20 protein-coding genes are annotated in these 18,227 nt (G+C 63.7%); 10 read left to right on the top strand and 10 right to left on the bottom strand.

The window, feature by feature from the left end; translation table 11 throughout:
- Positions 1-7: 7 nt before the first annotated feature.
- Together A2J03_RS28465 and A2J03_RS28460 are read right to left on the bottom strand one after the other, a co-directional pair.
- Positions 8-2,119, bottom strand: coding sequence for an acyltransferase family protein (locus tag A2J03_RS28465; RefSeq protein ID WP_068381278.1), 2,112 nt, complete (start codon positions 2,117-2,119; stop codon positions 8-10).
- 93 nt (positions 2,120-2,212) lie between these two features.
- Positions 2,213-2,665: a MarR family winged helix-turn-helix transcriptional regulator gene (locus A2J03_RS28460; protein ID WP_068381275.1), complete on the bottom strand. Its 453-nt coding sequence runs from the start codon at positions 2,663-2,665 to the stop codon at positions 2,213-2,215.
- A gap of 144 nt (positions 2,666-2,809) precedes the next feature.
- Between A2J03_RS28460 and A2J03_RS28455 the strand changes: the two genes are divergently transcribed.
- A complete protein-coding gene (locus tag A2J03_RS28455; protein WP_068381272.1) occupies positions 2,810-3,973 on the top strand; it encodes an MFS transporter in 1,164 nt (387 codons plus the stop codon).
- A 16-nt stretch (positions 3,974-3,989) separates the two neighbouring features.
- Here the strand turns inward: A2J03_RS28455 and A2J03_RS28450 are convergent, their stop codons facing one another.
- The 4 genes from A2J03_RS28450 to msrB all read right to left on the bottom strand — a co-directional run bounded on the left by A2J03_RS28450 (position 3,990) and on the right by msrB (position 6,498).
- Positions 3,990-4,580 carry a hypothetical protein gene (locus A2J03_RS28450; protein ID WP_068381269.1) on the bottom strand — a complete coding sequence of 197 codons (591 nt, stop codon included), beginning with the start codon at positions 4,578-4,580 and terminating at the stop codon, positions 3,990-3,992.
- Positions 4,577-5,359 carry a MerR family transcriptional regulator gene (locus A2J03_RS28445; protein WP_068381343.1) on the bottom strand — a complete coding sequence of 261 codons (783 nt, stop codon included), beginning with the start codon at positions 5,357-5,359 and terminating at the stop codon, positions 4,577-4,579. The genes A2J03_RS28450 and A2J03_RS28445 overlap by 4 nt, the downstream gene beginning before the upstream one ends.
- 135 nt (positions 5,360-5,494) lie before the next feature.
- The gene (msrA, locus tag A2J03_RS28440; RefSeq protein ID WP_068381266.1) at positions 5,495-6,013 is read right to left on the bottom strand and encodes a peptide-methionine (S)-S-oxide reductase MsrA; all 519 of its coding nucleotides are present in this window, start codon (positions 6,011-6,013) and stop codon (positions 5,495-5,497) included.
- A gap of 11 nt (positions 6,014-6,024) precedes the next feature.
- Positions 6,025-6,498 (bottom strand): peptide-methionine (R)-S-oxide reductase MsrB, encoded by a 474-nt coding sequence (gene msrB, locus A2J03_RS28435; RefSeq protein ID WP_068381340.1) that lies wholly within the window; start codon positions 6,496-6,498, stop codon positions 6,025-6,027.
- Between the two features lie 137 nt (positions 6,499-6,635).
- Here msrB and secA2 point away from each other — a divergent pair, with 137 nt between their 5' ends.
- Positions 6,636-8,936: an accessory Sec system translocase SecA2 gene (secA2, locus tag A2J03_RS28430; protein WP_082898153.1), complete on the top strand. Its 2,301-nt coding sequence runs from the start codon at positions 6,636-6,638 to the stop codon at positions 8,934-8,936.
- On the opposite strand, the gene A2J03_RS28425 is transcribed toward secA2, so the two are convergent.
- Positions 8,933-9,520: a TetR/AcrR family transcriptional regulator C-terminal domain-containing protein gene (locus A2J03_RS28425; RefSeq protein WP_068381260.1), complete on the bottom strand. Its 588-nt coding sequence runs from the start codon at positions 9,518-9,520 to the stop codon at positions 8,933-8,935. The two genes, secA2 and A2J03_RS28425, sit on opposite strands and share 4 nt — an antisense overlap.
- A 139-nt stretch (positions 9,521-9,659) precedes the next feature.
- Here A2J03_RS28425 and bioB point away from each other — a divergent pair, with 139 nt between their 5' ends.
- The 3 genes from bioB to A2J03_RS28410 are packed head-to-tail and all read left to right on the top strand — an operon-like array spanning position 9,660 to position 11,468.
- Complete coding sequence (gene bioB / locus A2J03_RS28420) at positions 9,660-10,673, top strand: biotin synthase BioB (RefSeq protein WP_068381257.1); 1,014 nt, start codon at positions 9,660-9,662, stop codon at positions 10,671-10,673.
- 10 nt (positions 10,674-10,683) lie between these two features.
- On the top strand, positions 10,684-10,902 hold the full coding sequence (gene bsaP, locus A2J03_RS28415; protein ID WP_156520636.1) for a biotin synthase auxiliary protein BsaP: 219 nt from the start codon (positions 10,684-10,686) through the stop codon (positions 10,900-10,902).
- The gene (locus A2J03_RS28410) at positions 10,899-11,468 is read left to right on the top strand and encodes a DUF2567 domain-containing protein (protein ID WP_231912750.1); all 570 of its coding nucleotides are present in this window, start codon (positions 10,899-10,901) and stop codon (positions 11,466-11,468) included. Before bsaP ends, A2J03_RS28410 begins: the two co-directional genes overlap by 4 nt.
- Here the strand turns inward: A2J03_RS28410 and A2J03_RS28405 are convergent.
- Positions 11,465-12,160, bottom strand: coding sequence for an NUDIX hydrolase (locus A2J03_RS28405; RefSeq protein WP_068381334.1), 696 nt, complete (start codon positions 12,158-12,160; stop codon positions 11,465-11,467). The two genes, A2J03_RS28410 and A2J03_RS28405, sit on opposite strands and share 4 nt — an antisense overlap.
- Positions 12,161-12,274: 114 nt before the next feature.
- Between A2J03_RS28405 and nadA the strand changes: the two genes are divergently transcribed.
- From nadA to A2J03_RS28385, 4 genes are read left to right on the top strand one after another with little or no spacing between them, the layout of a single operon-like run.
- Complete coding sequence (gene nadA, locus A2J03_RS28400) at positions 12,275-13,351, top strand: quinolinate synthase NadA (protein ID WP_068381251.1); 1,077 nt, start codon at positions 12,275-12,277, stop codon at positions 13,349-13,351.
- The gene (locus A2J03_RS28395) at positions 13,348-14,994 is read left to right on the top strand and encodes an L-aspartate oxidase (RefSeq protein WP_068381249.1); all 1,647 of its coding nucleotides are present in this window, start codon (positions 13,348-13,350) and stop codon (positions 14,992-14,994) included. The genes nadA and A2J03_RS28395 overlap by 4 nt, the downstream gene beginning before the upstream one ends.
- Positions 14,995-14,996: 2 nt before the next feature.
- Positions 14,997-15,863 (top strand): carboxylating nicotinate-nucleotide diphosphorylase, encoded by an 867-nt coding sequence (nadC, locus tag A2J03_RS28390; protein ID WP_068381246.1) that lies wholly within the window; start codon positions 14,997-14,999, stop codon positions 15,861-15,863.
- Positions 15,864-15,890: 27 nt separating this feature from the next.
- The gene (locus tag A2J03_RS28385) at positions 15,891-16,268 is read left to right on the top strand and encodes an RNA-binding S4 domain-containing protein (protein ID WP_068381244.1); all 378 of its coding nucleotides are present in this window, start codon (positions 15,891-15,893) and stop codon (positions 16,266-16,268) included.
- Positions 16,269-16,275: 7 nt separating this feature from the next.
- Here the strand turns inward: A2J03_RS28385 and A2J03_RS28380 are convergent, their stop codons facing one another.
- Positions 16,276-17,256 (bottom strand): LysR family transcriptional regulator, encoded by a 981-nt coding sequence (locus tag A2J03_RS28380; RefSeq protein WP_068381241.1) that lies wholly within the window; start codon positions 17,254-17,256, stop codon positions 16,276-16,278.
- Between the two features lie 79 nt (positions 17,257-17,335).
- On the opposite strand from A2J03_RS28380, the gene A2J03_RS28375 reads away from it, so the two are divergent.
- Complete coding sequence (locus tag A2J03_RS28375) at positions 17,336-17,749, top strand: DUF5997 family protein (protein ID WP_068381238.1); 414 nt, start codon at positions 17,336-17,338, stop codon at positions 17,747-17,749.
- On the opposite strand, the gene A2J03_RS28370 is transcribed toward A2J03_RS28375, so the two are convergent.
- Positions 17,750-18,154 (bottom strand): YchJ family protein, encoded by a 405-nt coding sequence (locus tag A2J03_RS28370; protein ID WP_068381332.1) that lies wholly within the window; start codon positions 18,152-18,154, stop codon positions 17,750-17,752.
- Positions 18,155-18,227: the final 73 nt, after the last annotated feature.

Here is an 18,227-nt window from a genome sequence, read left to right as displayed (position 1 = left end):
AACCGGCTCACCACCAACCCGTCGCGGCGGAGATTTCGCGGCCTAACTCGCTGGTCATAGTACGTACGTAGGTGGCGGTGAGGTGATGTTCGTCGCGGTAGACCAGTACGTTTCCGACGACCGCCGGGCAGATCGGTCCGTCGCACAGAGCACTCGTCAGGTCCAGTGGTCGGACAGTGGGAAGCCGGAAGGAAGATGCCAGCGTCGGATTGATCGGATCGAGGGCGTCGCGTCGCGGCATGCCGCACGACATCGCACTTCCACCGTCGGCGAGGCAGTCGATGGCGCGGTACACGACTCCGTCTCGAACCAGCCACGGCGTGTCCCGCATCGCGAGGATTGGGATGCCATACGACGTGAGCTCGTTCCAGACGTCGACGTAGAAGTCGGGTGTGTAGTCGCCCTGTCCGCCCTCTCGCGGGCGTGTCGACGTTGTGAACACATAGTCCGGACCTAGTCGTTCGACTTCGCCCATGACCGTCTGGGTCCAGTCGAGGCAGTCGGGATACTCGGTTTCGCCGAGCATGGGCATGGTGCCCAGCGTGAGCGGGCAGCCCATCTTCAAGAACGTGACGACTCGAAAGCCTCGGTCACGTCCGAGCAGATCGAGCGCGGTCACCCAGTGCTCGGCATGGGAACTGCCGGCGAGAGCAACCGTCCGAGACGCGCTGAGGGCGCCGTACTCGCAGCTGATGGCGTCGCGGGTTTCGAAGTCTGCAATGCACCCTTCGACGGACGTGACGGGTAGATCCTCCGGTGCTGAGAACAACGCAGGAATCACGTCCGCATCGGCTGTCGCAATTCCGTCGGTGAGTTCGCGTGCGCCGGGATAGGTGAAGGGGTCGAGTTCGTCACTGGCCTGAAGATCAGAGACCGAGCGTTGGATGTAGAAGTTCCAGCCGGCGGATCCGCACACCAGGGCGGCCGCAAGGGCGGCGGCAGTCGCTGTAATCGCAATTCTCGGAATGGAACCGCCAGGTGCTTGGAGCGGCTGCTCGACGAGCCGGACGGTGGCCATCGCGAGCAGAACCGATGCTGCGATGATCGCCGCCCCGGTCGCTAGGTCTGCGGTAGACCTCCCGGTGTACGCCAGCGTGAAGATCAGCAGCGGCCAATGCCACAGGTAAAGCGGAAAGGCGATCGAACCCAGCCACAGGCCGAACCGTGAGCGCAGCAATTGCGCGACGTGGGTGTCCGGACCCGCGACGATCAAAGCGATCGTGGCAAGCACCGGGAACAGGGCCCACGGGCCTGGGAACTCGTTCACTCCGTCGAGAAGGAATCCGCAGGCGACAACAGCGGCGATTCCGACGCCAGCGAGAACATTCCTGCCGATCCGAAACTCGGAGGATGTCCGCTCGTGAGTCGGTCGCGGAAGCCGAGCTGCGAACAGTGCAGCGACCGCACCTCCCAGAAGGATTTCCCATAGACGTGCACCGGTGTCGTAGTAGTTCCAGGACTGCAGCCGCGACGTGCCGTCCGCGGCGTAGACGAACGACACCAGGGAGGCGCCGGCGAAGAGAACCAGATAGATGTGCGGCGGCGGGCTGGTTCGGTGCGCGCCTCTCGACCGGCGAAGGACCCACGCGAGGCCGAATACGACGGCGACGGCCACGAGATAGAACTGAAACTGGACGGCGACCGACCACAGGTGCTGCAGTGGGCTGACGGTGGGGTCCGCGGCGAGGTAGTCCTGTGACGTCCAGGCCAGCTCCCAGTTGGCGTAGAAGAAGACCGCGGACATGAGTTGATTCGCGATGTCGACCCATCGCGTTCTCGGCAACAACAATGCCGTCGCGACTGCTACTCCGACGAGAACGACTATCAACGGCGGCCCGAGCCGGCGAAGTACTCGTCCAATTCGAGTGAAGGGGTTCAGCGAGCCCCCGGACTGCGCGGTCCGAATCAGCGATGCGGTGAAGAAGAACCCTGTCAGGACAAGGAACACGTCGACGCCGCCGGAGACTCTGCCCATCCAGATGTGGAAAACCACTACGAGTGCGATGGCCACCCCTCGCAGCCCGTTCAGGTCTTCCCGTATCGGTGCTCGGGGAGCGGTCTGTTCGACGTCGGGGGTATCGCCTATGGATACGCCGGCAGGTTGGTACGGGTCGGGCATAATAGGGTGACGGCTCCGGCGGTCGGCAGTATTCGGAAACGGGTGCGCGGTATTTCGGACAAACCATACTGCGCTCGCGCCCCGAGCGTTCACTCAGCCGACAGATGCTGGCAATCGGTGGATGGCGTCGACGAGGGGCGCGAGCTCGGGTAGCTGCTGCGCGGCCGACAACGAATTTTCCAGAACGTCGTCGTGAGTCGGACGTGCTCGCTCGAGCAACTCGCGGCCTTCATCGGTCAACTCGGTGTACATCCCGCGTCGATCGTCCTTGCACAGGACTCGGGTAAGAATTCCGCGATCCTCGAGCCGATTGACGAGGCGAGTGGTCGCGCTACTGCTGAGCGCCGTTGCGCGGGCGAGTTGCTGCATCCGCATGTGCCACCCGTCCTGCCGGTGCAGGGCATCGAGAACCGTGTATTCGACGACCGAGAGAGTGTGCTCGGCTTGCAGTGCACGTTCGAGGTCGGCCTCGATGTGAGCGTGCAGCGCAGACAGCGTGCGCCAGCCCTGAGCACGGATAAGGGACGAATCGTCGGCGATTCCCACTGTTCCTCCTTGGAGCTCTGAACTGGGATGGCCAGTTTAGCAGCTTGCGCAGATATCAGGCGCATGCAACTATTTATGACGCGTGTGCAACTACATGCATGCGCCCGATGTATGCGAACGCAACAATGAGGGAGTTACGCCACCATGCCGCTAGGACTGCTTGCACTTGCCATCGGAGGGTTCGGCATCGGACTCACCGAGTTCGTGATCATGGGATTGCTACCCGAAGTCGCCGCAGACTTCGGCATCACGGAAGGCGTGGCCGGATGGCTGATCACCGGCTACGCGCTCAGCGTCGTCGTGGGAGCCGTCGGAGTCACCGCAGTCGTCACACGCTTTCCTAGGAAGAACGTCCTGATTGCACTGATGGGGCTGTTCATTGCGGGCAACCTCGTGTCCGCGCTCGCGGGTACGTACGAGGCGATGATGTTCGGTCGGATCGTCGCCGCTCTGTGTCACGGTGCCTTCTTCGGCATCGGGGCGGTAGTCGCCGCGTCCTTGGTGGCGCCGGAGAAGAAAGCGGGTGCGATCGCCATGATGTTCGCCGGACTCACCGCGGCCAACGTTTTGGGTGTTCCTTTCGGAACACTGCTCGGTCAGACGTACGGCTGGCGATCGACTTTCTGGGCCATCACCGTCATCGGTGTCGTGGCGCTGGTCGGCATCGTCGCTCTGGTTCCCGAAACGTCCGACGCCGAAGAACGTGGAGATCTCCGTTCCGAGCTCGGAGCGTTCCGCCGACTCCAGGTGTGGCTGTCCATCGCGATCACGGTGTTGGGGTACGGCGGAATGTTCGGCGCGTTCACCTACATCGCGTTCACTCTCACCGATGTCAGCGGATTCGCATCCAGCTCGGTGCCGTGGCTACTCATCTTGTTCGGTGTAGGCCTGTTCATCGGTAACTACCTCGGCGGCAAGGCCGCCGATCGCAACCTGACCGCTACATTGCTCGTCCTGCTGGTTGCGCTGACCGCCATCCTCGTGTTCTTCGCGTTCACCGCCGAAAGTCAGATCGCGACGATCGCGTCACTGTTCCTCATGGGAGCTTTCGGTTTCGCGACCGTGCCAGGTCTGCAGATGCGTGTGATGTCCTTCGCCGAGGACGCACCGACAATGGCCTCGGGCGCCAACATCGCTGCCTTCAATCTCGGCAATGCACTCGGCGCGTGGATCGGTGGCGTCACGATCACCGCAGAACTCGGCTACACCTCACCGATCTGGGCCGGTGCTGGCATCACCGCGGCGGCCGTTGTCGTGCTCGGCGTGGCGACTGCAGTGCAGCGCGAGCGGCAACCGGCACTCGTGTGACCGATGTGCTCGCACCTTACTCGTCACATCCGACTCGGTGGCTGCGATGAGGTGCCGCCCGCGTGAGCGCGCGGACAAGGGCCATTGGATCGTCCACCTGCACACTCAGTCGGCGCACGGAACCCTGCATGCGCCACTTCGCGAGCGGTGCTGGTACAGCGACATCGACTGGATGAGACAGTTCGATGTCGACGTTGGTCCCGTCCTGCGTCGGCAAGAACAGCCGACCCCTGTCGATCGCTGCGGCCACTACGCCGTATCGACGATGAACTGCGGCGCCGACGACGGTTGCACGAGGGATATCCGCAACGGTCTGCCCTGCGGTTTTCAGTGTCAGCGTCGTTGCATTCGTCGCGTGAGGATGCATTCTGTGGTGCGCAAGAACTCCCGCGACAGCGAGCAGACCCCACACGGACACCGCAAGCAGAGTCCATTGCAGCCACGGCCACGGCACCAGAAAATGAACTGCGACGATCTCGATGACTCCTGCGATACCGAACGCGACCGGAGTCGTCAGTGTGCCGTGCTCGGCTGTGAACACCTCGAACCCGTCGTCCACGAACGGTCCACGGCCACTGACCCACCGCAGCAACGATCTGTACTTCATGCGTCCGCACCTTCCGCCAGGATGCTCGCCACACGAAGAACGACCGCCCTCTGCGCTGGATCGGGAATCGTTTCGGAGAGATCGGGAAGAGAGTCCGTGTCCTGCGGAGGAGAGTGGGCCGAATACGAGAAGACGTTCGAGGTGAGCAGCAGCGCCGCGATATCGACGCCAAGGGTATCGATTCGATCCTTGGCGCCTGCGGGATCCTCACCCGAGAGCGCCGACCATCGAGCGAGTGCGGTCATGTATGTAGCGACCGATTCAGGAGTACGCAACGAGTCCGTCATCGCAGTCGCCCACTGTTCGGGGAGGTTTCCAGACAGGGCCAGGACCTCGAGATGGTCGCGTTCGCGCTCCAGTTCGGGACGGGTGATGGCGTCGCTCTGGTCGATCAATTCGCTCAGGCGATCGGATAGTGGGCGGGGGAGGGCAGTCAGCGATCTGCCTGCTCTCGCGTCTTCCAGAAGAGCGAGAAGGCGGCACTTCTTGACGCGCAACGACTCCTGCTCGCGCTCGATGCCCTCGATCAGGTCCGAAAGATGGCCGATGACGTCGTTCTCGTCGGTCTCGCCCACGGTTGTCATCGCAGAAATTGCCCCGAGCGGCACGCCGCTTTCGGCGAGTCGACGAATGCGCATGAGACGCACCAGATCGTTCATCGAATAGTCGCGGTAGCCGGCAGGCGTTCGTATCGGCTCCGGCAGTACGCCGAGTTGGTGGTAATGCCGCACCGCCCGTGCGGTCGTTTCCGCTGCCTGGGCAACGACTCCGATTCGCATGCTCCGATTCTGGACCATGACGCTACGTCAAGGTCAACCTCGACTTTCGAGGATCATCGTGTACACGAATGCGAACACAACAGCGGCCCCCGGAGCACGAGCTCCGGGGGCCGCTGTCGAGTGGATGTTTGCGCTCTAGCTGGACGCGGTTTCGCGGTGCGGCAGCTTCCATCCGGGACGTACGAAGTGGCACGTGTACCCGGTCGGGTAGTTCTGCAGGTAGTCCTGATGCTCCGGTTCGGCTTCCCAGAACGGTCCGGCGGCAGTGACTTCCGTGACGACCTTGCCCGGCCACAGCCCGGACGCGTCGACATCGGCGATGGTGTCCAGTGCGACGCGCTTCTGCTCGTCGCTGGTGAAGTAGATCGCCGATCGGTAGCTCATTCCGACGTCGTTGCCTTGGCGATTCTTCGTGGACGGATCGTGAATCTGGAAGAAGAACTCCAACAGATCGCGGAACGAGATCACCGACGGATCGAACACGATCTCGACGGCCTCGGCATGAGTGCCGTGATTCCGGTAGGTCGCGTTGTCGACGTCGCCTCCCGAGTAGCCCACGCGAGTGGATACGACGCCTGGCCGATGACGGATCAGCTCCTGCGCTCCCCAGAAGCAACCTCCGGCGAGGATGGCGGTCTCGGTAGATGTGCTCACTGCTGCGCTCCTTAGTCTGAACTTCCGGTGCTGTCGGATTCGTCGCCGAACTGTGCCCTGTATTCACCGTAACCCTCGGCTTCGAGGCGATCCACCGGCACGAACCTCAATGCAGCCGAGTTCATGCAGTAGCGGAGGCCGCCCTGGTCCTTCGGACCGTCCTTGAACAAATGTCCCAAGTGTGAATCGCCTGCGGCCGAGCGGACCTCGGTGCGCACCATGAGGTGGCTGAAGTCCCGCTTCTCGACGACACTCGTCGCAATCACCGGTTTGGTGAAACTCGGCCACCCCGAGTGGCTCTCGAACTTGTCGACGGACGAGAACAACGGCTCACCTGTCACCACGTCGACATAGATGCCTGGTTCGTGGTTGTCCCAGTATTCGTTGTCGAAGGCGCGTTCGGTGCCGTTCTTCTGAGTGACGCGGTACTGCTCGGGCGTCAACTTGTCGACAGATGCGGAATCCTTGCCATAGGAACGTGTCATCGTGTCCTTTCTGCTGAATGAGGGCATTTCGGCCCCCCATGGCTCAACAACGATCACCCGTCGATATTCCGCTTCAGTAGTCTGACTGGGGCGGTACTCGTAGCAGTGACTTCACAGCAGTGGATTGGTGGACAACGGTGGCTTCTGATCGGTTCTGGCGCATACTCGGGCGTTCGGCTCAGAAGGGTCAGACGCGCTCACGCACCAGCGTCGATCGAGCCGACGGTCACGCCGACTGGGCCGGCGCATTGTCCGACGCCGACATGGCCGCCGCAGCCGCTGACTTGCGGGTCGAAGGTTCCGACGCCCTCGACGTACCCCGCTACCTCGCGCTCGTCCGCGAGGCCGCGGCGCGTTCTCTCGACATGAAGCCGTTCGATGTTCAGCTCCTCGCCGCCGTCCGGATGCGTGAGGGTGATGTCGTCGAGATGGCGACCGGTGAGGGCAAGACCCTTGCCGGGGCCTTGGCTGCCGTCGGCTACGTGTTGTCCGGTCGTTCGGTGCACGTCATCTCGATCAACGACTTCCTTGCTCGTCGTGACGCCGAGTGGATGGAACCGTTCTATACCTTGCTCGGTCTGACTGTCGGTTCCGTCGCGGAGGGCTCCACGGCATCCGAACGTCGCGCTGCCTACCGATGCGACGTCACGTACGCCTCCGTCAACGAGATCGGCTTCGACGTACTGCGCGATCATCTCGTCGACGATGCCGCCGAACTTGTTACTCCGATTCCCGACGTCGCATTGATCGACGAAGCCGATTCGGTTCTCGTGGACGAGGCCCTCGTGCCGTTGGTTCTTGCCGGATCGGTATCGACGGACGTGCCCACCGACAAGGTCTTCGATGTCGTGCGGTCGCTCGACCGCGGGACACACTTCGACACCGACGCAGAGGGCCGCAACGTGTTCCTGACGGATGCGGGCGCCGAACGGTTGGAGGTCGAGCTCGGCGGTATCGATCTGTACTCCGAGGGCCACGTCGCAACCACGCTCGTTGCCGTCAACGTTGCCCTTCATGCTCAGGTCCTACTTCAGCGCGACGTGCACTACATCGTTCGTGACGGACGTGTCCAACTGGTCAACGCATCCCGGGGGCGTGTCGCCGAACTGCAGAGGTGGCCCGACGGGTTGCAGGCTGCAGTGGAGACGAAAGAAGGTCTCGATCCGACCGAGACCGGTGAAATCCTCGACACGATCACCGTGCAAGCGTTGATCGGCCGATACGCGACAGTGTGCGGAATGACCGGAACAGCACTGGCGGCAGGGGAGCAGCTCAAGAAGTTCTACGGACTCGGGGTGTCGCTTGTTCCGCCGAATCAGCCAAACATCCGCATCGACGAGGAGGACCGCGTCTACGACACGGCGGCAAACAGGAACGCAGCCGTCGTGCGCTATGTGGCGGACGCACACGAGACCGGCCAACCGATTCTGATCGGGACGCACGACGTAGCCGAATCGGAAGAAATGGCGAAGCTTCTCGACGAGGCCGGAATCTCGGCTGTCGTGCTCAATGCCAAGAACGATGCGGAGGAAGCGGCCGTGATCGCCAGGGCAGGCGTGCGCGGATCGGTTACCGTGTCCACTCAGATCGCCGGTCGCGGAACCGACATCAAACTCGGCGGACCGACAGGGGAGGGCGCAGCGAAGGACGAGGTCGCGAAGTTGGGCGGCCTCCTCGTCGTCGGCGTCGGACGCCACACGACCGAGCGTCTGGACAATCAACTGCGCGGACGGGCCGGGCGGCAGGGTGACCCCGGCCGATCGGTGTTCTTCTCCAGTTGGGAGGACGAGGTCGTCACCGCGAATCTTGCGCCGAAGGAGCAGCCGAAGAACCACGACGATTCGGGACTGATCACGGCCAGTGGCGTTGCGGGAAAGATGGATCACGCGCAACGCATCGCTGAGGGTGTCATGCTCGAAGTGCATTCGCGCACATGGCGATACAACCAGCTGACTGCGCAGCACCGCGACATCCTCGACAAGCGTCGTGCGGCGTTGTTGTTCTCCGGCGAAGCGCTCGAGCTGTTGTCGTCGGCGGCGCCCGACCGTGTCGCCGAACTGCGCAAGACAGTGCCGGAGGAGACACTGGTCGTGGTTGCGCGCCGGATCGTGCTGTTCCACTTGGACCGATCCTGGTCGGACTACCTCGCTCATCTCGCCGATGTGCGCGAGAGTATTCACTTGCGCGCGCTCGGTCGAGAGAATCCGCTCGACGAGTATCACCGCATTGCTGTCGACGCGTTCAAGACGGTGTCGGAGAAGGCTGTCGAGTTGGCGACAGCGACTTTCGAGACCGCCGAGATCACTGCCGAGGGAATCGATCTGGACGACGCCGGATTGGCGCGTCCGACATCGACGTGGACGTACATGGTGCGCGACAATCCGTTTGCCGGGAACACGGCCAACAGTGCCGGGCTCGGGCCTGTCTTCGGCGGTTAGGCTCGGGCGCGGTCGCCGAGCCGTGAGCGGACCCCATCGACCAGCAATGCCAGTCCGAAGTCGAATCGGCTTGTAGGATCCGGCTTTTCGAACAGTGGTGAGTTTCCGTCGGCGAGGGCGCCCATGGAGTCCATCTGCATTCGCGCTTGCTCGTCGACGGTATGTCCGAGGATGTAGTAGAGCAGGGTGTCGGCGGTCAATTCGGATTCGTCCCGGGACAGTCCCGCACGGATACCGACGGCGGCGATCCGTTCGCGGATCCGGTTCGTGACCATCCGTGAGGCATAGGTTGCGGCGACGAGTTCGGCGCCGTCGCGATGCGAGAGTAGGCGGTCGCGAAGGCGGTGTGCGAGCTCGCGCAACTGACCGTCCCAGTTCTCCTGCTCCGTCGGGGCGTCGACGTCAGCCAGCAGTGAGTCCGCGATGGCACCCAGCAGTGTCTGCTTGTCCTTGAAATGCCAGTACAGGGCGCCTGGCTGCACATGCAGCGAGGTTGCAACGCGGCGCATCGTCAAATCGCCGAGCCCGTACTCGTCGAGGATGGAAATTGCGCCCTCCAAGACGTCTGCTCGTCGCAGCTGCACTCCGCACTCCTTGGTCGTGGTGGTGACCGGTCTCGGCTTTGACACTAACCGACGCTCAGCCTAACGTGAACGACGTTCAAGTTGAACAGTGTTCAAGTCAGTGTTTTCAAGTATCGTCCACTCGACCCAGGAGCAGTCCGTGACGCAGGGATCCGTACGAACCGACATTCTCGACATCGCCAGATCTCAGGTGGTGGAGGGCGGCGTCGGACTCGACGAACAACAGGTGTTGACCGTGCTTCGACTGCCCGACGAGCGACTCGAAGAACTGCTGGCGGTGGCACACGAGGCTCGGTTGGCATGGTGCGGACCCGAAGTCGAGGTCGAGGGCATCATCAGCCTCAAGACCGGTGGCTGCCCGGAGGACTGCCATTTCTGCTCGCAGTCCGGACTGTTCGAGTCGCCGGTGCGTGCAGCGCGATTGGATATTCCGAGCCTGGTCGAGGCTGCCAAGCAGACTGCGAAGTCGGGTGCGACCGAGTTCTGCATCGTGGCGGCAGTGCGTGGGCCCGACGCACGACTGCTCGCCCAGGTCGCCGCCGGCATCGAAGCGATCCGCAACGAGGTCGAGATCGACATCGCCTGCTCGCTCGGCATGCTGACCCAGGAACAGGTCGACCAGCTCGTATCGATGGGTGTGCATCGCTACAACCACAACCTCGAAACGTCCCGCTCGTACTTCCCCAACGTGGTCACCACACACACATGGGAGGAACGGTGGGAGACCCTCGCCATGGTTCGCGACGCCGGAATGGAAGTGTGCTGCGGCGGAATTCTCGGGATGGGGGAGACACTCGAGCAGCGCGCTGAGTTCACGGCGGATCTGGCCCGTCTGGAACCCGATGAAGTTCCGCTGAACTTCCTCAACCCACGTCCGGGAACGCCGTTCGGCGACCTCGACGTGCTGCCCGCCTCCGACGCGCTTCGGGCTGTCGCTGCGTTTCGATTGGCCTTGCCTCGGACGATCCTCCGGTTCGCCGGTGGACGAGAGATCACTCTCGGTGACCTCGGTGCGCAGCAGGGGATTCTGGGCGGCATCAACGCCGTCATCGTCGGCAACTACCTGACGACGCTCGGCAGGCCCGCGGAGCAGGATCTCGACCTGCTCGACTCCCTGCGGATGCCGATCAAGGCCCTGAATTCGACCATCTAAGGTGGACGGCGTGACGACCAGCGGTGAGAAGTTCAATCCGTATACAGGTCGGGCTCTCGTGCCGAATGCGATCGATGCCACTCCGCAGGCGGCGCTGCTCGGTTTGGAGCCGCCGAGGTTCTGCGGTGACTGTGGCCGGCGTCTGGTCGTCCAGGTCATGCCCAACGGCTGGCATTCGGTGTGTTCCAGGCATGGCGGCATCGACTCAGAGTCTCGTGGTCAACGGTGACACTCACCCCGCCCCAGGCTCGCGACGTCGGGTCCACGAAGATCGTCGCACGTGCGGTAGTGATGTCGGTTCTGTTCGGCGTTGTGGGCGGTGTGGTGTGGGCCGCCATGGCGCCGCCGGAACAGTTCGTCGTCGTCGATCCCGGGCGTGGCGCAGCGTTGACGGGCGAGAGTCTTCATCGGTTCGACGGAATCGCGATATTCGTGTGCATCTCGTTGGTCGCGGGAATCGTTCTTCCCGTCGCCCTGTGGACATGGACATCGGTCCGGGGCCCGGTTCTGTTCCTCGGCGTGCTCGTCGGTGCTGCCCTCGGCTCGTCGGCGATGCTCGGAGTCGGAGTCTGGGTTGCAGGGTTGATCGTCCCGAGCCCCGACGATCCGCCGATTGGAAGCGTGGTGTCGGTTGCGCCCGGGTTCGAATCCCCACTCGTGCTGGTGGTTCAACCGCTTCTCGCGTCGCTCGTCGTGCTCTTGCTGGCGGCGATGAATCCGCACGACAACCTTCGGTTCACCCCGGACCAGGAACTTTCGCTGTCCGAGTCGGACGAGGTCGACGCCGACCGCTAGCTCGGTGGGCGGAGCGCCGCGAACTCGTCCGTCACCCGAAGCGATGACTCGGTGAACCGGTACAGCGCAGGGGGGCGGCCGCCGGACTTGCCCGACGGTGAGGTGCGCCCTGTCGGCTCGACCACCTTTCTGCGCCCGAGGACGCGGCCGAGGTTGGTGGCATCGACCTGATAACCGAGTGCGGCGGCGGAGATCTCGCGCAGTGTCGACATCGCAAATTCGACGGGTGCGAGTGCGAACGCGATGTTCGTGTAGGAAAGCTTCGCCACCAGCCTGTTCCGTGCATGAAGGACGACGGTGCCGTGGTCGAACGACGTTGCGGGTAAGCGGGCGACGGGATGCCACGCGGTGTCGGACGGAAGTTTCGGTTCGGAGTAGATCGGAACGAGTCCGAGGAAGTTCGACGCGATTCGGCGGCTCCCGGGTACCCGATTCGGGTCGCTGAAGATCGACAGTTGTTCGAGGTGTGCCACTGTCCGCACGTCGACCTTCTCGGCGAGCTGTCGACGGGCCGATGTCGAGAGGTCTTCGTCATCCCCCAGGACCCCGCCGGGAAGTGACCACGATCCCTTGTCGGGTTCGAGGGCACGTTGCCACAGGAGCACTCCCAGTTCGGGGGTCTGGCCTGCGACGAAAGTCCTAACTTGAAACACCGCGATGAGGACTTCGTGGACAGTGCTACGATGTGGCATGTTTTCGATCATAAGTCGAAAACCCCTACGAAGGAAATCCGGACCGGAAGGGCAGCCCGCAGGAGCAACCCAGCAGGACTGCACAGACCGGGCGAACGATGAAGGAGTCCCGCGATGACGAGCAATGCAACCCGGCTCGGAACCAGTGGTTCAGCAGCAGTCGACAGCGCAGTGTGGGCGGGGGCTGCAGACATCGTCGACGGTCCAGGCGGATTCAGCGGGGTCGAGGCGTCCGAGGAGTGGGCCGCCGAGATCAAACGCCTTGCCCGCAAGCGCGGCGCCACGATCCTCGCTCACAACTATCAGTTGCCGGCCATCCAGGACATTGCTGATCACGTCGGTGACTCGTTGGCGCTATCCCGATTGGCTGCCGAAGTACCCGAGGACGAGATCGTGTTCTGTGGGGTGCACTTCATGGCGGAGACGGCCAAGATTCTGAGTCCGGCCAAGACCGTCCTGATTCCTGATCAGCGGGCCGGTTGTTCGCTGGCCGATTCCATCACCGCCGAACAATTGCGCGAGTGGAAAGCCGACTACCCGCAGGCCATCGTGGTGTCCTACGTCAATACGACCGCCGAGATCAAGGCGCTGACCGACATCTGCTGCACGTCGTCCAACGCGGTCGAGGTCGTCGAGTCGATCGATCCGAACCGTGAAATCCTGTTCCTGCCCGATCAGTTCCTCGGCGCGCACGTCAAGCGAGTCACGAAGCGGGAGAACCTGCATATCTGGGCCGGTGAGTGCCACGTCCACGCAGGCATCAACGGTGACGAACTGGCCGCGAAATCTCGTGTCCACCCCGACGCCGAACTGTACGTCCACCCCGAATGCGGTTGTGCGACATCGGCTCTGTACCTGGCAGGTGAAGGCTTCGTCGCCGAGGACAAGGTCAAGATCCTTTCCACGGGTGGCATGTTGGACGCGGCTCGCACGACGGGGGCCAAGCAGGTCCTCGTTGCCAGCGAGATCGGCATGCTGCATCAGCTGCGCCGCGCCGCGCCCGACGTCGACTTCCTGGCCGTCAACGATCGCGCGTCCTGCGGATACATGAAGATGATCACCCCGGCGGCCTTGCTGAGGTGCCTCGTCGAGGGCAAGGACGAGGTGCACGTCGACCTCGATACAGCGCACATCGCCAGCAAGTCGGTGCAGCGCATGATCGAGATCGGCAACCCTGGTGGCGGCGAGTGACACCCGAGGTGAGCGTTCGATGGGAACGCTCGGCTGACCTCGTCGTCGTCGGTGGTGGCGTCGCGGGTCTGAGTGCCGCCCGCGCAGCGTCTCGGGCCGGCTCGACTGTGCTGACCGTGGCCAAGACCGGCCCGTCGGACACCTCTACTCAGTACGCGCAGGGCGGCATCGCCGTGCCCGCAGAGTTCACGAATACCGATGCCATCGACTCGCACGTGTACGACACGTGCGAAGCGGGCGGTGGACTGTGCGATTCGGTGGCCGTCCGATCGATCGTCGCCGCAGGACCGGACGCGGTCGCGACGTTGGAGTCGTTCGGTGCCACGTTCGACCGCGGGGCCGACGGTGGGCTGGCGCGAACCCGGGAGGGTGGGCACCGCGTCAGGCGGATCATTCACGCCGGGGGCGATGCCACCGGAGCGGAGGTCCAACGTGCACTGGACATCACTTCTGCGACGGCCTTTGGAGGAGAAGTGCTGTTCGGGACCACCGCAGTCCGGGTCCTGACAACCGACCGCGGAGTCGTCGGACTGCTCGTGCACTCGGGAAGCGGATACGGCGTGATTCACTGCCCGGCCGTTCTTCTCGCGACAGGCGGGCTCGGGCAGCTGTACTCGTGCAGCACCAACCCGCCCGGTGCAACAGCCGACGGGATTTCCCTCGCCCTCGACGCCGGGGCGGACGTCGCCGATCTCGAATTCGTGCAATTCCATCCGACGGTTCTGTTCTCCTCAGGTTCGACCGGCAGGCGACCGCTCGTCAGCGAAGCAGTGCGCGGCGAGGGGGCGCACCTTGTCGACCTCGAGGGTCGCAGGTTCATGGAGGGAGTCCACCCGCTCGCGGATCTTGCTCCACGCGATGTGGTCTCGCGTGCGATTGCCGAGCGACTGCGGATCACCGGTACCGACCACGTTCTGCTCGACGCACGTTCGATCGACAATTTTCACACCCGCTTCCCGACGGTGGCGGCATCCGCACTCGCGGCCGGAATCGATCCGCTCGTCGACCTCATTCCGGTCGCGCCCGCTGCCCACTACTCGTGCGGTGGAGTCGTCACGGACGTGTGGGGGAGAACAGGCGTCGACGGTCTGTATGCCGCCGGCGAGCTTGCCAGAACCGGCATGCATGGCGCGAACAGGTTGGCGTCGAACAGCCTCCTCGAAGGCCTCGTGATGGGCCAACGCGCCGGCGCTGTCGCTGGCGAGCGCCGCGGTCGACCGACTCCCGACGTCGCTGTGCACCTGCCTTCGTTGCGTCGTCTCCGGCGGTCGGACCTGCAGCAGCTGATGACCGAACATGCCGGGGTCGTTCGCGACGCTGACGGGCTCGCGTTCGCCGCGTCAGCGCTGTCCGCACTTGCGGGCACGTCGGCAGACGAAACGGACGGAATCGCGCCGTCCGTTCTCGGTGCCACGGTCACGGCATTGGAGGACTCGGCACTGACGCTGACGGCTTCGGCTCTCGTGACTGCGGCTGCCGAACGTGTGGAAAGTCGCGGTTGCCACACGCGTCGCGATCATCCGGCGAGCGCGGAGCACATGCAGCACAGCATTCGAATACGCCTCGGCTCCGATGGAGAGTTGGAATCGCTACCGGTCCCGATCGGCGACACACACGCACAGACCATGACAGGAGTGAGTTGACAGTGAACGCGCTGACGACGCAAGGATTGGACGTGGAGGAAGTGCGCGCGCTGGTCATTGCCGCACTCGCCGAGGATCTGAAGTACGGGCCCGACGTCACCACGATCGCCACCGTGTCCGCCGACGCAGTCGCCACAGCATCCGTCGTATCCAGGCAGTCCGGAACCGTCGCGGGGCTCGATGTCGGCCTGCTGGTCTTGGACGAGGTACTGGGAGCGGAGGCCTACGTAGTCGAGGATCGAGTGGTCGACGGCACGGAGGTGGTGCCTGGACAGAGTGTTCTGACGATCACCGGTCCTACCCGCGGGCTGTTGACCGCGGAACGCACGATGCTGAACTTGCTGTGCCACCTGTCCGGAATTGCGACGGCCACCGCAGCCTGGGTCGCAGAGGTCGCCGACACCGACACGAAGATCAGGGACAGTCGAAAGACCCTGCCCGGCCTGCGCGCGTTGCAGAAGTACGCCGTACGGGCCGGAGGAGGCGTGAATCACCGCATGGGTCTCGGCGACGCGGCTCTGATCAAGGACAACCACGTCGCCGCCGCAGGGTCTGTGGTCGCGGCGCTGAAGGCGGTGCGGGCTGCGGCCCCGGACATCGAATGCGAGGTCGAGGTCGACAGTCTCGAGCAACTCGACGAGGTGCTGGCCGAGGATGTCGGCCTGGTGCTACTGGACAACTTCCCGCTGTGGCAGACACAGATGGCTGTCCAGCGGCGCGCCACACTGTCTCCGTCGACTCGGCTCGAGTCCTCGGGTGGACTGACTCTCGACGTCGCCCATGACTACGCGAAAACCGGGGTCGACTACCTCGCGGTAGGTGGACTCACACACTCGGTCACCGTGCTCGACCTCGGGCTCGACATGTAGTTCGGCGAGTCTTGTACATTCGTTTCGATGTCCGACATGCAGAGCGTTCGCCTCGACAGCTGGATCTGGGCCGTGCGCTTGTTCAAGACGCGATCTGCTGCTGCGGCCGCCTGTCGCGGTGGGCATGTTCGCGTCAACGGCACGCCGGCGAAGGCGGGTCAGCGCATCGGGCCCGACGACGAGATCAGGCTTCGAGTCGACGGTCTGGAGAAGATCGTCGTGGTAGTCCGCATCGTCGCCAAACGAGTGGGTGCGCCGGTCGCGGCCGAGTGCATGATCGACCGAAGTCCGCCACCGCCCCCGAAGGAGGTCCTAGCTTCGCAACCTCGCCGAGACCGCGGGGCCGGGCGGCCGACGAAGCGTGAGCGTCGAGAACTCGACAAATTGCGCGGGCTGGGTATCTGATCGGTCGTCAGCGCCTCGGTCGCTTGCTTCGGGGTGTTACGGCACGCTGAACCTTCTTGGCGGGTTTCTCGGGCCGGGGCTTCTTGGTCTTGGCCGGTGCGGTAGGCGTCCCGCGTGAACTACGGACCGAGCGGCCCCGCACGATGCCGACGAATTCCTCGACGTTGTCGGTTGTTTCCTGGGTCGGCCACGCAATCGCGATCGGCGAGCCGGCGACACCGTCGACCGGCCGATACACGAGATCCTTGCGTGCGTGCAGACGCGCTATCGATTGCGGCACGATCGCGATTCCCAGCCCAGCAGCCACGTACTCGACGAGTTCGCTGTTGGACTCGATCGGAGGTAACGCGAGTCGAGTGCCGTCCGCCACCTCAGAGGCGACGGCGGTCCACTCCGGAACCTCGGTGAGATCGTGCAGCAGGTGCTCGTCGGACAGGTCGGACACCGAGATTCGATCGAACGCAGCAACCGGATGATCCTTGGGTACCACCACGACGGGTACCTCCTCGTACAGACCGATGACGCTCAGCCCGTCGCGGTCGACCGGCAATCGAACGAATGCCACGTCCACCGCGCCCTCCCGCAGCTGCGAGAGCTGAGTGTCCGGTGTCGACGGCACAAGGTCGATCGCGATTTCGGGAAAGCGCTCTGCCCAGATACGAACCCATTTCGTCGGTGTCACGCCTTCGGTGTAACCGACGGTCAGAGTGCGTAGCTGCGAGGCTCTGAGCGCGGCTTCCTCGGCGACACGCCGTTCGTCCTCGTCGACGAGAACGCGTGCCGTCGAGAGAAACTGGACACCGTCTTCGGTCAGTTGCGTGGGAGATGCCCCGCGAACGAACAGCGGGTAGCCGAGCTCGGTTTCCAGGTCGATCACAGCCGTGCTCAGGGTGGTGCGGGCGATGTTCAACGACTTGGCGGCGCGCGCGAAGTGCAGTTCCTCCGCCACAGCGATGTACCAGCGGAGTGTCTGTACCTCGAAGTTCACGCATCCAACACTAGGCGACACTATCGATCGTTCGACGACGGTGGCATTTCACGATCCATCGGGAAGTTAGGCTGTGCGAGTGAGCCCGGAGAAGAAACCACAGAACATGAAGCCCCTGACCGCGGCGAACAAGCTCGGTATCTACCTGCCAGCCGCCCCCGAGGAGTTCCAGTCCACTCCCGTGAGCAGGGCCGATCTCGACGCGCTGCGTGCCGATCCGCCGCAGTGGTTGCTCGAACTCCAGAACAACGGTCCGTTTCCGAAGGACGTCATTGCGCGACGGCTCGGCATCTCCATTGCGGGTCTTGCTCGTTCCGGAGTGACCGACGCCCTCACGGCCGAGCAGATCGATTCGTTACTCGAAGAGAAGCCGGACTGGTTGGTCAAGGAACGCCGCACGCAGGACGAGGTCCGCGCCGAGGCCGAGCGCGTCAAGGCGAAAGACGAAGCCCGTCGGGCGGCGAGCAATCGTCCGCAGAAGCTCCGCAAGTGATCAGGTACTGACCCTGCCGTCGAGATAGAACCATCGTCCGTTGTCCCGGACGAATCGACTGCGTTCGCGGAGCTCACCGCCCCCGTCGGGGTGGCGATAGAACGCGCTGAACTCGACCCAACCGTCGTGATCGAGCAGACCGCCGGCCCCGGTGCCGTGGATGTCGAGTCGGTACCACCGCTGGCGCGGGTCCAATTCGAGGGTTTCGGGTGCGGTGGTCGGGTGCCATGTGTCGAGCAGGTACTGGGCGTCGCCGACGCTGAACGCACTGTATCGCGACCTCATCAACTGTTCCGCTGTCGGAGCCGTGCGGGGACCGCGAAGAAAAGGTCCACAGCAGGCGTCGAATCGTTCGCCGCGCAGACATGGGCACAGACTGCTCCCGCTCAGGGTCCGGTTCTCCATCAGATCGGATTCGAGCGTCGAACGGTCGCCAGGAAGGCTGCGGCGAAGAAGAACAGCCCTGCGAAGGTCCTGT

The sequence above is a fragment of the Rhodococcus sp. EPR-157 genome (assembly GCF_001647195.1).
GTDB lineage: Bacteria > Actinomycetota > Actinomycetes > Mycobacteriales > Mycobacteriaceae > Rhodococcoides.
This window is presented reverse-complemented; position numbering and strand designations above follow the sequence as displayed.